Source organism: Actinokineospora auranticolor (genome assembly GCF_002934265.1).
Taxonomy (GTDB): Bacteria; Actinomycetota; Actinomycetes; order Mycobacteriales; family Pseudonocardiaceae; genus Actinokineospora; species Actinokineospora auranticolor.
This window is the reverse complement of sequence record NZ_PTIX01000004.1, coordinates 45765-60823: the sequence shown is the minus strand read 5'-3', so window position 1 is coordinate 60823 and position 15059 is coordinate 45765. Positions and strand designations below refer to the sequence as shown.

The 15059-nt window shown below is 73.3% G+C and carries 4 protein-coding genes and 1 pseudogene; all 5 read right to left on the bottom strand.

Features of this window, described 5'->3' with window-relative positions:
* Nucleotides 1–111: 111 nt before the first annotated feature.
* Nucleotides 112–9446 (bottom strand): annotated as a pseudogene (locus tag CLV40_RS40715) (amino acid adenylation domain-containing protein).
* 44 nt (nucleotides 9447–9490) lie between these two features.
* The gene (locus CLV40_RS08835; RefSeq protein WP_104478378.1) at nucleotides 9491–11431 is read right to left on the bottom strand and encodes an ABC transporter ATP-binding protein; all 1941 of its coding nucleotides are present in this window, start codon (nucleotides 11429–11431) and stop codon (nucleotides 9491–9493) included.
* 134 nt (nucleotides 11432–11565) lie between these two features.
* On the bottom strand, nucleotides 11566–12414 hold the full coding sequence (locus CLV40_RS08830) for a prephenate dehydrogenase (protein WP_104478377.1): 849 nt from the start codon (nucleotides 12412–12414) through the stop codon (nucleotides 11566–11568).
* Between the two features lie 339 nt (nucleotides 12415–12753).
* Nucleotides 12754–13584 (bottom strand): winged helix-turn-helix transcriptional regulator, encoded by an 831-nt coding sequence (locus tag CLV40_RS08825; protein WP_342752253.1) that lies wholly within the window; start codon nucleotides 13582–13584, stop codon nucleotides 12754–12756.
* A gap of 921 nt (nucleotides 13585–14505) precedes the next feature.
* Nucleotides 14506–14991 (bottom strand): M15 family metallopeptidase, encoded by a 486-nt coding sequence (locus tag CLV40_RS08820; protein ID WP_104478375.1) that lies wholly within the window; start codon nucleotides 14989–14991, stop codon nucleotides 14506–14508.
* Between the last annotated feature and the right edge of the window lie 68 nt (nucleotides 14992–15059).

Here is a 15059-nt window from a genome sequence, read left to right as displayed (position 1 = left end):
GGGCGGGCGCGGACAACATGTCCAACGCGCCCGCCGTGATCGCGCGCAAAGCCTTGTGCGGTCGGACAAATCGGCGATCCGGCTCGTCCAGACCGCCACCGCCCCGCGAAGTCAGCGGGTGTCGTCGAACTCCGCCTCGAACTCGTCCATCTCGGCCTGGTCCAGGTCGAGGAGCGCGACGTCGGACGTGGCGGTTCGCACCCGCGCCGCGCCGTTCACGGCCGCGTCGATGGCCAGCGCGATCCCCGCGGGCGTCCGGTGCTCGAACACCTCCCGCGCGCCGAAGGTCAACCCGTCGCGCCGTGCCCGCGCCGCCAGTTGCATCGACAGCAGCGAGTCACCGCCCAGTTGGAAGAAGCTGTCATCCGCGCCGACCCGGTCCAGACCGAGCACCTCGGCGAACAGCGCGCACAGCGCCTGCTCGACCTCGGTGGCGGGCAGGCGGTCCGACACGAGCCCGCTGAAGTCCGGGGCGGGCAGCGCCGCCCGGTCGATCTTGCCGTTCCGCGTCACCGGCAGGGAGTCGAGCACCACCACCGCCGAGGGCACCATGTACTCCGGCAGCACCTCGACGAGCCGCTCGCGCAGCGCCGCCGGGTCCAGGTCCACATCGGACACCGCGTAGCCGACCAGGCGGCCGTCGAGCGGCACCACCACCGCGTGGTCGACGCCCGGCAGGCCCCCGAGCACCGCCTCCACCTCGCCCGGCTCGACGCGGAAGCCGCGGATCTTGACCTGGTTGTCGGCCCGACCGACGAACACCAGCTCGCGGTCCTCGTTCCAGTGCACGACGTCGCCGGTGCGGTACATCCGCGCACCCGCGGCGAACGGGTCGGCGACGAACCGCTGCGCGGTCAGCGGCGGGCGGTTGAGGTAGCCGAGCGCGATGCCCGCGCCCCCGATGTACAGCTCACCCGGGACGCCCGGCGGCAACGGGCGCAGGAAGGCGTCCAGCACGTACAACCGCCTGCCCGCCAACGGCCCGCCGATCGGCAGCACCGGCCCCAGCCGGTCACCCGGCTCGATCGGCCACCAGGCGACGATGACCGTGTTCTCCGTCGGGCCGTAGATGTGGTCGACGCGCAGGCCCGGGGACACCCAGCGCACGCGGTCCACCACCTCGGGCGCCACGACGTCGCCACCGGTCCACACCCGGCGCAGCCCCGCGAAGGACTCCGGTGACGCCAGCGCCAGCGTCCGGAACTGCCCCAGCATGAACATCGCCACGGTGACGCCCTCCGCCACGTGCGCGGCCAGCCGCGCCGCGTCGACCGGCCCCGGCCCGGTGACGACCATCCGCGCCCCCAGGGCGAGCGACACCCACACGTCGAACACCGACGCGTCGAAGGTGTGCGGTGCGTGCACCAGCACCGTGTCCCCGGGCCCCACGCCCCATCCCGGGTCGGCGGCCAGCGACGCCACGGCCCCGTGCGGGACCACAACGCCCTTCGGCGTTCCGGTCGACCCGGACGTGTACATGACGTAGGCCGGGTCGTCCGCCCCGACGGGAACCGAAGGCGCCTCGCCCGCCACGGCCTCGTCGACGACGAGCCGCGAGTAGCCCTCCGGCACCGCCCGCTCGGTGTCCGCCGCGCAGACCACCGCGGTGACCGCGGCGTCGGTCAGCATGAACGCCACCCGGTCCGCCGGGTAGTCCGGCGACACCGGCACGAACACCGCACCCGCCCGCCACACGCCGATCCAGGTCACCAGCAGCTCGACCGACCGCTCCAGCACCACCCCGACGCGGTCACCGCGCCGCACGCCCCGGGCCGCCAGTGCGCCCGCGAGCCTGCCCGCCCACTCGTCGAGCTCCGCGTACGAGAAGACCCGGCCCCCGGCCAGCACCGCGGGCGCGTCGGGCGCCCGGTCCACCTGCGCGCGGTACAGCTCCAGCGCGGAACCGGGCACCGCCGCCTCGACCGGCCCGGGCTCGGGCACGGTGTCACCGAACACGTCCAGCGCGCCGACCAGCGCGTCGGGCTCGGCGACCACCCGCTCCAGCACGCGGGTGAGCCCGCGGTGCAGGCGCTCGGCGAGCCGGGCGTCGACCGCGTCGGTGCGGTGCAGCAGGTCGATCCCCAGGCCCGCGCCGGGGACGACCACCAGCGTGATCGCGTACGGCGTCGCCTGGTGGTACTCCCGCAGGGTCAGGCGCAGGTCGCCGGGGGACGCCGCGGCGGCGGCCGGGTCGGCGTAGTTCTCGAACCCCACGACCGTGTCGAAGTTCGCCCCGCCGAGCTTCTGGATCTCCGGCAGCCCGAGGTGGTGGTGCGAGATCAGCGCGGACTGCCGCTCCTGGATCTCCGCCAGCAGCCCCAGCACCGACTGCCCGCCCGCCAACCGCACCCGCACGGGCACGGTGCCGATGAACAGCCCCGCGGTCTGCTCCACACCGGGCAGCTCCGCCGGGCGCCCCGAGACGACGGCGCCGAACACCACGTCGGTCCGACCCGTCAACCGGGCCAGCACCACTGCCCAGGCCCCCTGCACCAGCGTGTTCAGCGTCAACCCGCGACCGCGGGCGAACTCGGTGAGGGTGGCGGTGAACTCCGGGGAGTGCCGGACCCGGGCCAGGGCGTGGCGTGCCGGGGCCCCACCCGGCCGGTCCGGCAGGGCGAGGGCCGCGCCGTCGGCACCCGCCAGCTCGGCGCGCCACGCCTCCCGGGCGGTCTGCTTGTCCTGCCGGTCCAGCCAGGCCAGGTAGTCCCCGTAGGAGCCCGGGGCGCCCAGCGTCGAGGCGGTGCCGCCCGCCGCGTAGATCGCGAGCAGGTCCGACTCGAGGATCGCGCGCGACCACCCGTCCATGACCAGGTGGTGGGCGGTCGTCACGAGGCAGTGCCGCAGCGGGCCGAGCCGGACCAGCGCCAGCCGCAGCAGCGGGGGTTTCGCGAGGTCGAAGTTCCTCGCGCGCTCGCGCTCCGCGATCGCGGTCACCTCGACCAGCGCGTCCGCTTCGGGCAGGTGGGACAGGTCGACCTCGGTCCAGGGCAGCGGCACCTCGCGGAACACGAGCTGCACCGGCTCGCCGGACTTGCGCGGGTGGAAGCACGCCCGCAGCGCCGCGTGCCGGGTCAGCAGCGCCTGCCACGACGCCCGGAACCGCCGCGCGTCCAGGGGCCCGTCGACGAACTGCGTCTGCTGGGTGATCTGGATGTCGGGCGCCTCACCGTCCAAGGAGGAGTGGTAGAGCATGCCCGCCTGCATCGGCGACAGCGGCCAGGCTTCCGCGAGCGCGGCCCCGGAGGACGGGTTCGATGTGGTCACGATGTCTGCCCCTCACTGAGTTGCGCCGCCAGCGCCTCGAAGCTCTCGATCTCGTCCTGGTCCAGGTCGAGCAGGGCGAAGTCGGACGCGGTGCGCCCGCCCGCCGCCGGGTCGCCCGCCTGCCGGGCCAGCCCGGCCAGCACGGCGAGCAGTTCCCCCGCCAGCCGCTCCACCTCGGCCTCGGCGACCGGGCCGTCCGACCACTCGACCATGAGCGCCAGTTCCGGACCGGTGGGCAGGTCCTGGACGATCGCGTTGACGACCAGGTCGTGCGGCAGCGGCGTGCTCGGGTCCATCGCGCCCCCGATGTCCCCGACCTGCTGCCACGGCCGGGTGCCGCCCTGGTCGCCCGCGACGAACCGGCCCATGTAGTTGAACCCGATCCGCGCGGACGGCAGCGCCGCCAGCACCGGTCCGGTCTCGCTGTTGGCGTGGCGCAGCAACCCGTATCCGAGCCCGTCGCCGGGTACCGCCCGCGACTGCTCCTTGACCGCCTTCAGCAACGTCCCGGCCGCGGTGCCCCCGGCGACCGCGGCGGCCAAGTCGATCCCGGAGACGTCGAGGCGCACCGGGTGCGCGCTGGTGAACCAGCCGACCGTGCGGGAGAGGTCCATGCCGTCCACGGGGTGGCGGCCGTGGCCCTCCACGTCGACCAGCACCACGTCCCCACCGCGCAGGCGGGCCACCGCGCCCGCCAACCCGGCCAGCAGTACCTCGTGCACCCCGCAGTGGAACACCACCGGGGCCCGTCCCACCAGGACAGACGTCTCGGCCGCGGGCACCACCCACGACCGCGACCGCACCTCGCCCGCCGCGACGGCTTCCGGCTGATCGCCCTGTCCGACAACCGCTTTCCACGCGTCCAGCTCGGCGACCCGCTCGGCGGAGACCGCCCACTGCGCCAGCAGACCCGCCCAACGCCGGAACGACACAGCCACCGGCTCCAGCCTCGGATCACGTCCGGCGGCCACCGCCTCATAGGCCGCTCGCAGGTCCGACGCGAGGATCCGCCAGGAGACCCCGTCCACCACCAAGTGGTGCGCCACCACGACCAAGCGCCCCAGGCGATCCGGCCCCGCGGCCAACCACACGGCTTGGACGACCACGCCCGCGAGCGGGTCCAACCGGCCCACCGCCCCGCGCGCCGCGTCCGCCGTAGCGTTGTCGAGCGAGCCGTCGACCACGACACGCCGGACCAACCCGGCCGCGTCCACCGAACCGCGCTCACCCACGACCAAGCGTCGTCCCGCTTCGCCGTCGACGACCCGCGCACGCAACATGTCGTGCGTGTCGACAACGGCGGCCAGCGCGGCCACCAAGGCCTCCTCCGCCAGATCCGAAGGCACGGCCAGCACCGCCCACTGCGCGAATCCCGTTCCCGCGACACCATCCGCGAACATCCGCATGACCGGTGTCAGCTCGACGTCGCCGACACCATCGTCGGCCGTCGAGGACTCCGGTCGCGGCAGCGGCGAATCGGCCACCAGCTGCGCGAGCCGTTCAGGGGTCCGGAGTTCGAAGACCTGTCGCGGCGTCAGGGAGATGCCGTCGCGGCGCGCGCGAGCCGCCACCTGCATCGACGAGATCGAGTCGCCACCCAACTCGAAGAAGCTGTCCTCGACCCCGACCCGGTCGATACCGAGCACCTCGGCGAACACCCCGCAGAGGATTCGCTCGGCCGCGGTGGCGGGCTCCCGGCCGACCGACCTCGACGAGAAGTCCGGTTCCGGCAACGCGCGCCGGTCGACCTTCCCGTGCGGCGTCAGCGGAAGGGCGTCCAGCGCCATCACCGCGGCGGGCACCATGTACGGGGGCAACCGGGACGAGAGGTCGTCCCGCAGCTCCCGGGGGTCGACATCGTCGGGCGACACGTAGGCCACCAGGCGGCCGTCGCGGACGACCACCACGGCGTGGGCCACCCGCGGGTGGCTGGAGAGGGCGAACTCGACCTCGCGGGGCTCGACCCGGAACCCGCGGATCTTCACCTGGTCGTCGGCCCGACCGGCGGACACCAGCCCGCCCCGGTCGGTCCAGTACGCCAGGTCGCCCGTGCGGTACATCCGCTCGCCGGGGGCGAACGGGTCGGCGACGAACCGCTCCGACGTCAGCGCCGATCGACCGTGGTAGCCGCGGGCCACACCGATCCCGGACAGGTACAGCTCACCGGTGATCCCCGGCGGCAACGGGCGCAGGAACGAGTCCAGCAGGTAGCCGCGCACACCCGCGACCGGCTTGCCGAACGGGATCACGTCACCGCCCGGCGCCAGCGGCAGGCTCATCGTCGCGCAGATCGTGGTCTCGGTCGGGCCGTACGCGTTGATCATCCGACGGCCCACCGACAGCCGGTCCACCAGGCCGGGCGGGCAGAGTTCCCCCGCCGCGACAACGGTTTCCAGCCGGTCCGGCAGCTCGTCGGCGGTGGCCAGCACCGACGGCGGCGCCTTCACCTGCGTGATGTCCCACCGCCGCAACGCCTCCGTGAACGACGCCTGGGGCGGCAGGTCCTCGTCCGGCGGCATCACCAGCGCCGCCCCCGCCAGCAGCGCCATCATCACCTCGGACACGATGGTGTCGAAGCCGAGCGCCGCGAACTGGAGCACCCGCGACGACGGCGTCACACCGAAGCGGTCGATGTGCGCGAGCGCCAGGTTCCCCAGGCCCGAGTAGGTCACGACGACACCCTTCGGCGTCCCCGTCGACCCCGAGGTGTAGATCACGTACGCCGCGTCCCGCACGTCCAAGGACGGCAGCTCGACACCGGCGCCGGTCGCCAAGTCCACCTCGTCGATGACCACCAGCCGGTCGCCGAACTCCGCGGGCACCGCGCCGCGCGTCTGACCGGAGCACACGACCAGCATCGGGTCGGCGCTGCCGAAGACGAACCGCACGCGCTCGGCAGGGTAGGCCGGGTCCACGGGGACGAACACGCCACCCGCGAGCGACACCCCCAACATCCCGACCAGCCACCACGACGACCGCTCCACGACCAGACCGACACGGCGTTCCCGCCCGACCCCGCGCGCCCGCAGGACACCCGCGAACCGCACGGCCCGGTCCCACAACTCCGCGTACGACAACTCACCGCGACCGTCCACCACGGCCACACCGTCCGGCCGTTCGGCCGCCACGCGCCCGACCAACACCGGCAGCGGCTCCCCCGAGACCAACGCGGGCTCGGCGGGGTGGACCGTGCCGGGCCCGACGCCGATCCGCCCCACCAGGCCGGTCGGGTCGGTGACCACCGCGTCGATGGCCCCGACGAACCACTCCAGCAGGGAATCGGCGACGGCCCGCTCGACCTGCCCGGTCCAGTAGGCGAGTTGGATCCGGAACTCCTCGCCCGGGATGACGCCGACGGTCACCGGGTAGTGGGTCCCCTCGACCGTGCCCAGGTAGGTGAACCGCTCGGCGAAGTCGCGCGGGTAGTTCTCGAAGACCAGCAGCGTGTCGAACACCGCGCCCGGTCCGGCCGCCTTCTGGATCTCGGTCAGGCCCAGGTGGTGGTGCGGCATCAGCGCCACCTGCCGGTGCTGCACCCCGGTGAGCAGGTCGACGACCCGCTGCCCGCCGTCCAGCGGGACCCGGACCGGCACCGTGTTCATCATGAGCCCCGGCATCGACTCCACGCCCGGCAGCTCGGCGGGGCGGGTGGCGACCGTGGTGCCGAACACGACGTCGGTGCGCCGCGCGAGCCGCGCCAGCACGAGCGCCCAGGCGCCCTGCACCACGGTGTTCAGCGTCAGCCCGTGGTCGCGGGAGAACTCGATCAGCCTGGTGCGCACGTCCGGCGGCAGGTGGGTGACGCGGTAGCCGTAGTCCACCCCGGAGTCGGTCTTCGCGATCAGCGTCGGCTCGTCCACATCGGACAGTTCAGCCCGCCAGGCCGCGCGCGCGGCGTCCTTGTCCTGGCTCTCCAGCCAGACCAGGTAGTCCCGATAGGAGGCGGTCGACCGCAGCGGGAACCGCCCACCTGCCGCGTACGCCTCGGAGACCTCGTTGAGGATGACCGCCACCGACCAGCCGTCGGTCAGGATGTGGTGGTTGACGACCAGCAACCGGTGCCGGTCCGCGGCCAGCCGGACCAGCACCAGCCGGAACAGCGGCGCGTTGGCCAGGTCGAAGCGCTCGCGCTGCTCCTGCTCGATCAACGCCGCGACGGCCGCTTCGACGTCGTCCGCGCCGGTCAGGTCCACCTCCCGCCACGGCAGGGCGACGTGCCGGGCGACGGCCTGCACGGCCCGGCCGGACGCGAGCCGGTGGAAGCTCAGCCGGAGTTCGGCGTGCCGGGCGAAGACCGCGTCCCACACGCCCCGCAGCCCGGCCACGTCCAGCGGCCCGGTCAGCTCGACGAGCCACTGCGTCTGGTAGATGTCGACGCCCTGGTCGTCGAGGGTCGTCTGGAAGAGCAGGCCCGCCTGGAGCGGCGCCAGCGGCCAGACGTCCTCCACTCCTGGGGCGACGACCGCCAACTCCGCCGCTTCCTCGGCGGTCAGCGTGATCAGCGGGTCGTCGACAGCGCCGTCGAGGGGGGCGGGGCGCGCCACGGCCGCGAGACGCGCCGGGGTCTTCTCCCGGAAGATCTCGGACGGCGACACGAGCAGACCCGCCTTGGCCGCGCGGGCTGCCAGGCGCAACGCGATGATGGAATCCCCGCCCAGCGCGAAGAAGCCGTCGTCGACACCGGCCCGGTCCAGCCCGAGGACTTCGGCAAACAGTCCACACAGGACCCGTTCCGCCTCGGTGGCGGGTTCGCGCCCCGATGCGGACGCGGTGAAGTCGGGAACGGGCAGCGCGGCCCGGTCAACCTTTCCGTTGGCGGTCAACGGCAACGAGTCCAGCGTGATCACCACGGTCGGGACCAGGTACTCGGGCAAGACCGCGCCAAGGCGCGCGCGGATGAGGTCGGGATCGACGGCCGACACCGCGTACCCGATCAGGCGCTCGTCGACCACCAGCACGACGGCCTCGTGCACGTCCGGCTGGGCGGTCAGCGCCGCCTCGACCTCACCGGGCTCGATCCGGAACCCGCGGACCTTCACCTGGTCGTCGACCCGGCCCGCGAACAGCAGTTCGCCGTCCCCGGTCCACTGGGCGAGGTCCCCGGTCCGGTACATCCGCGCACCCGCGGCGGTCGGGTCCGCCACGAACCGCTCCGCCGTCAGACCCGGCCGCCCCAGGTAGCCGTCCGCCACACCGGCGCCCGACAGGTAGAGGTCACCGACCACACCGGGCGCCACGGGCCGCAGCGACGCGTCGAGCACCTGGGCCCGCCTGCCGGCGAGCGGCCGACCGATCGGCAACACCCGCCCCAGGACGTCACCCGGTTCGAGTACGTGCCACGTCGCGCACAGCGTCGTCTCCGTCGGGCCGTACATGTGCCGCACGCGCACCCCGGGGCACGCCCGCCGCACCCGGTCGACCGCGTGCACGGGCACCAGGTCACCGCCGGTCAACACCTCGCGCAGCCCCGCGAAGGACTCGGGCGACTCCTCCGCCACCGCCCGGAAACTGCCCGCAGTCAGGTGCGCCATCGTCACCCCACCCGCGACCGCTTCCCGCAGGCGTCGGGCGTCGACCGGCCCCGGCGCCGCGATCACCACGCGGGCACCGGACACCAGCGGCACCCAGATCTCGTACAGGGACGCGTCGAAGGCGTGCGGCGCGTGCAGGAGGACCGCGTCACCGGGTTCCACCGCCCAGCCGGGATCGCCCACCAGCGCGGCGACACCGTGGTGCGGTACGGCCACGCCCTTCGGGGTGCCCGTCGAACCGGAGGTGTACATCACGTACGCCAGGTCCCCCGGGCGCACCTCGACGGCGAGCGCGTCGCCCGCGTCCTCATCCGTGACAACGACCGCCTCGACGCCGTCAGGCACGGCTTCGCGCGTGGCAGGCGAGCACACCGCCGCGGACACCCCGGAGTCCGCCACCATGAACGCCACCCGCCGCGCGGGGTAGGCGGCGTCCACGGGCACCTGCGCCGCCCCGGTTTTCCACACGGCCAGCAGCGCCACCAGCAGGTCCGCCGAGCGGTCGAGCAGGACCGCGACGCGGTCGCCACGACGCACACCCCGAGCCGCCAACCGCGCGGCCAACCGGCCCGCGAGCGCGTCGAGCTGCCGGTAGGTCAGCACCCGGTCCCCGTCGACCACGGCCACCGCGTCGGGTGCGCGGTCCACTCGGGACGCGAAGAGGTCCGGCACCGCGGCCCGCGCCGCGGTGTTCATCGCCCGCCCTCGCGGACCACCTGGCGCACCGGCGCGGAACCGTTGCCGTCCGGCGGGGAACCGTTGCTCTCCGACCGGGCGAACTGCGTGCGGTACAGCTCCGCGTAGAGGCCGCCCGCGGCCAGCAGCTCGTCGTGCGTCCCGCGCTCCCGCACACCGCCGCCCTCGATCACCAGGATCTGGTCGGCCTCGCGGATCGTGGACAACCGGTGGGCGATCACCAGCGAGGTGCGGCTGCGCAGCGCGGTCTTGAGCGCCCGCTGGACGGCCGCCTCCGACTCGGAGTCCAGGTGCGCGGTCGCCTCGTCGAGCACGACGACCGACGGCGCCTTCAGCAGCAGCCGGGCGATGGCCAGCCGCTGCTTCTCCCCGCCCGACAGGCGGTAGCCGCGGTCGCCCGCGATGGTGTCGAACCCGCGCGGCAGGGACTCGATCAGGTCCCAGATCTGCGCGCCCTTGCACGCCTCGACCAGCTCGTCCTCGGTGGCGGTGGGACGCGCGTAGAGCAGGTTCTCCCGGATGGTGTCGTGGAACAGGTAGGCGTCCTGGCTGACCACCCCGACCGTGTCGCGCAGCGACGCGAAGCTGAGGTCCCGCAGGTCGTGCCCGCCGACGCGGATGACACCGGAAACCGGGTCGTAGAGCCGCGACACCAGGTGGGTGAGGGTGCTCTTGCCCGCGCCGGACGGTCCGACGAGCGCGGTGAGCGTGCCCGCCGGAACGCGGAAACCGACGCCGCGCAGGACTTCCACCGGGATCTCCTCGGTGCCGCGCCCGGCCCGCACGTGTTCCAGCGACGCCAGCGACACCTCGTCCGCGGTGGGGTAGCGGAACGACACGTCGTCGAACTCGATGTCCGGCGCCACGCCCCGCTCCAGCGCGACCGCGTCCGGGCGCTCCTCGATCAGCGGCTTGAGGTCGAGCAGTTCGAAGATCCGGGAGAAGCTCACCACCACGGTCTGCGCGGTCTCCTGCAACCCCGACAACTGGGTGATCGGCCCGAACAGCCGCCCGAGCAGGGTGGCGATGGCGACCAGGGTGCCCAGCTGCAACGCACCGGCGAGCACCAGTTCGCCGCCGATCCCGTAGACCAGCGCGGTGGCCAGCGAGGCCATCAACCCCATGATGACGAAGGCCATCCGACCCCACACCGACAGGCTCACGCCGATCCGGCGGATCACCCCGGCCCGGTCCCGGTACTCGGCCACCTCCTCGTCGGGGCGGCCGTAGAGCTTGGCGAGCATGGCCCCCTGCACGTTGAACCGCTCCTGGAGCACGCCCGCGAGGCCCGCGTTCGCGTCCATCTGCAGGGTGGTGCGCCGCTGGATCAACCGTCCCACGTAGACCCACGGCACGAGGAACACCGGGATCAGCACGGCCGTGACGGCGGCGACGAGCCAGGACAGGTAGACCAGCTCGACCAGCACCAGCACCACCGTGAGCGCGCTGGTGGCCGCCATCAGCAGGTGGCTGAACGCCTGCTGGGCCATGATCAGCTCGGTGTGCAGCCTGCCGACCAGCACCCCGGTCTGGGTGCGGGTGAAGAACGCGATCGGCAGCCGCCGGACGTGGTCGAGGGACTGCACCCGCAGGTCGTAGCCGACCCCCTCGCCGATCCACCCGGCGATGTAGGCCGACACCAGCGTCAACCCCGCGCCCACCACGGCCAACCCGGCGGCCAGGCAGGCCATCCAGACCACGAGGCCCAGGTCGTCCTTGAGGATGCCCCCGTCGATGAGTTCCTTGAGCGCCAACGGAGTCGCGATGACGACGGCGGACTCCAGCACGGCGACGAGCACGAACAGCGCCACTTTCCCGAGGTGCGGCCGGAAGTAGGCGAGCACCCGGCGCACCGTCCCCCGGCGGACCTCGGTCGACCAGGGGTCGGGGTCGTCGTCAGTCTTGTTCGGTGCCCCGAAGCGCAACACCACGTCCATGCGGGCATCCCTCTCACACGCGAAGTCGGCGAACCCAATCGTGCTGAATCGAGTCGGTGTCCACGAGTTGGTCCAAGCGAGCATTTCGGCACTTGGACGCGGACCCCGCGCACCGGCCGCCCGCGGCGATTCCCTTACCCGCTCAGGACTCGACCGCGCGCACCGGGGATCCGACCGTGACCGCGCACGCCCCGACCCAGCAGGTCCGCCACGGTATCCAGGTCACCGGACCGCAGCGCCGCGGCCGCGGCGGTGAGGTCGGCCGCGACCCGCTCCAGCACCCCGGCCACCGGCAGGGTGTTGCCCGCGAGGATCGACCGCCACAGCACCGGGTCCCCGGCCGCGATCCGCGTCACGTCCCGCAATCCCTGCCCCGCCAGGCCGAGCGCGGTGTCGTCGCCACCCGCCAGGCTCGCCGCCACCGCCGACGCCACCACGTGCGGGGCGTGCGACACCAGGGCCACCGCCGAGTCGTGCGCGCCCGCGTCCACGGTCACGGCCTCAGCGCCGCACAGCGACACCAGTTCCCGCGCCAGGTCCAAGGCGTCCGCGCCCGCCTCGGGGCCGGGGCACAGCGCCCAGGGGCGACCGGCGAACAGGTCCGCGCGGCCCGCCGCCGGGCCGGACACCTCACGGCCCGCCAGCGGATGCCCTGGTACGTAAGAGACGAGGTCGCACCCGAGCCGTCGCGCGTCGGCCACCGGGCCCGCCTTGACGCTGGCCACGTCGGTGTACGCGCGCGCGGCGCCCCGCCGCTGCAACTCGGCCAGCCGTGCCGCCACGGCGTGCGGCGGCACGGCGATCACCGCCAGGTCCACTCCCTGACCGGACCAGCGCAGCCCGGCGCCGAGTTCCCCGGCCACCCGCACGGCGTGCGCGTCGACGTCGGCCAGGTACACCGCCACCCCGCGCTCGCGGAGGGCCAACGCGACCGAGGTCCCGATCAACCCGGTGCCCACGACGAGCGCCTTCCCGATGTCCACCGCTACTCCCTGCCGTCCACTTGGACGGTGTCCAACCTCGGGCTTGGACACCTGCGAAGTCCGGAGACCGATCGCCGAGCGCCCGCGCCCGGACCACGTCGAGAACGTCGAGAATGTCGGCAGGGCAGGCAGCACGGAGCACGGCACCGCCGCGCCGCGGAGTGCGGGCACGGCACGACCGCGCGGGGTGGGACCGGCCTCGTCGTCGAAGCCCGGCCACACCGCGCGCTGCCCGTATTCGCTTGCCGCGGCCCGGTTCGCCGCCGCGTGATCACCCGTCCCGTGTGCCGTCAGCCCGTCGGCACACCCCGGGCCACCGCCCCACCGGGGCGTCCCCGATCACGACCGGGAGGAGACTCCCCGCAGGTCGTGCTCGTCGTGCGACACGTCGGTCGCCCGGTTCTCCAGGTGGTCGGCGAACCCCGCCCACACCCGGGCGTGGTCCCTGGCGAACGCCGCGACCACGCCGTAGAGGTGCGGCGGCACACCGCGCAGGATCCGCTCCCACTCCTGCCCGTCCATGGAGTGCATGGCGAGCATGCGCAGCAGGATCCGGCCGACCTCGTTGAGCCGCAGGGCGGGATCGGCCTTGAGCCGCTCCAGCACCGCGAGGCGCTCCCGGTCCACGGCGCGGCCGAGGTCCGGCTCCGGCCAGGTCAGCGGGTGCGGTTTGGGCCGCAGCGCCCGGTTCCCGTCCGGGGTCGGGCTCTCGCCGCGCTCCAGCCTGCCCCGCACGTCCCGGACCGTCTCCGGGGAGATGCCGACCTGCTTGGCGACCTGGCGCAGGGACAGCCCCGGGTCGCTGCGGATCAGGTCGGCGGCCTGCTTGCGGCGCTCCGTGCTGTCCACGGGCCGGATCCGGCCGTCCCGCCCGATCCTGGCCTCGTTGCCGCCTTCCCCGCCGCGCCTGCGCAGGTCGGCCACGGTGCCCGCGGAGATGCCGGTCGCCGACGCCACCCGCCGGTCGGACCACTGCGGGTGCGTCCCCATGATCTGGGCCGCCGCGCGCTTGCGGTCGGCGAGCGAAAGCGGCAGACCGTGCCGGATGTTCGCCTCGACGGCCAGGACGAACGCGTCGGATTCGGTGCCGTCCACGAACCGCGCCGCGATTGTCCGGTCTCCGCGTACCCGTGCCACCTTCAACCGGTGCAGGCCGTCGACCACCCGCATCGTCGGTCGGTGTACCAGAATGGGCGGAAGCTCCCCTTCTGCCAACAACAGCGTCTCGACGTGCTCCGGGTCCTCACCCGAGGTTCTTGGCGAGCACACGGACGACAGCCGGGACAGCTCGATTTCGACGGCCGGGAGAGCGAATATGTCAACTCTCGTCGGATCCACCTAGCCCCCATTGGATCTCGTCTACGTCAACGTTTTCGTTTTTTCGGTACAGCCTGGGAGCGCGTCGTCCAACCGCTCAGCCTCGGTGGTTGGACGCCGTGCCCCGCCCGCGCCCGCCCCGGGGTCCTCGACGCTGGGGATCCCCTCGAACACCTCTGGCAGGCCGTGTGCGCGGACCGCTATCTCAGCCCGACAAGGGCCGATGCCCGGTGTGGCCGACCTGGTCGGTACCGGGCCGACCGCACGCGCCCGGCGCCGGTCGGGTCAGCGGTGCCGCCGGACGGGGAACTGCGGTAGCCCCGTGGTCGGACGCGGAGGTCGCGCCCCATCGGTCCCCGGCGAGTGCACACGGCGTCAGCATGGCATGACCGATCGTCATGCGGCAATTGCCAAACAAAACGACACCCCGGACAGGTTGTCACTGACTATCGCATTCGTATGTTCACAAATGCCGTTGACTATCGGGTTTTGCATTAGTATACTGCCGCGCACCAAAATCCGCACGCGCCGGATGAATCCAATTAGGCTGTTCGCGGGTTCAATTAGACCGATCGCAGGTCTTGATCATTCGAAGGCGCCGGCTAAGGTACCCGGCCGGTCGCGGGCCGCTGACATTGGGCTGTCCGAACCAGGTGTATCGCCAGACGTGGTGACCGCCACGACGCGGCGCGGCGATCGCTTCATTCCCCGGTAGCGTCCCGGCCACGCACTCGAACCGCGTGTTCGCCACGCGCGAACCGGCCGGTGCGGGGGTCACCGCAGCCTCGGGTCTTCCGAGGGGTCGGCGAGCATCGGCGGGCACCCGTGCTCGACCGCCTCGGGGCGCAGTTCGTAGTGCCACGGCTCGTTGCGGTAGACCTGGCACAGCCCGAACTCGGCGCCGTGCGCGGACAACCACGCGGCGGACGGGGGCGGACCGACGTCGACCGCGTGCCCCGCCACGTGAATGGACTTCTCCGGCGTGGCCACCCACCGGGCCGCCTCCTCCTCGGAGCCGTACCGCGCCACCGCGCCGCGGCGCAGGTGCTCCTGGTACGCCGGGGACCGCCAGCCGCTGTTGACCCGCAGCACCACACCGTCCCGGGCGGCGGCGGTCGCGGCCCCGCGCAGCGCGGCGAGCAGGGCCGGGTCCAGGTTGACCACGCCCGCGACCTCGTCGTCGAAGACCGAGGCGCCGTGGGGGACGGCGCCGTCGGCCGGGCCGAAGACGGGGCTGGGCGCGGTCTCGCTGTCGGTCACCCGCCGGAGTCAAGACCACGCGGTGTTGCGGACGCGTATGCGGTTTTCGATACGCTGGCGATATGCCG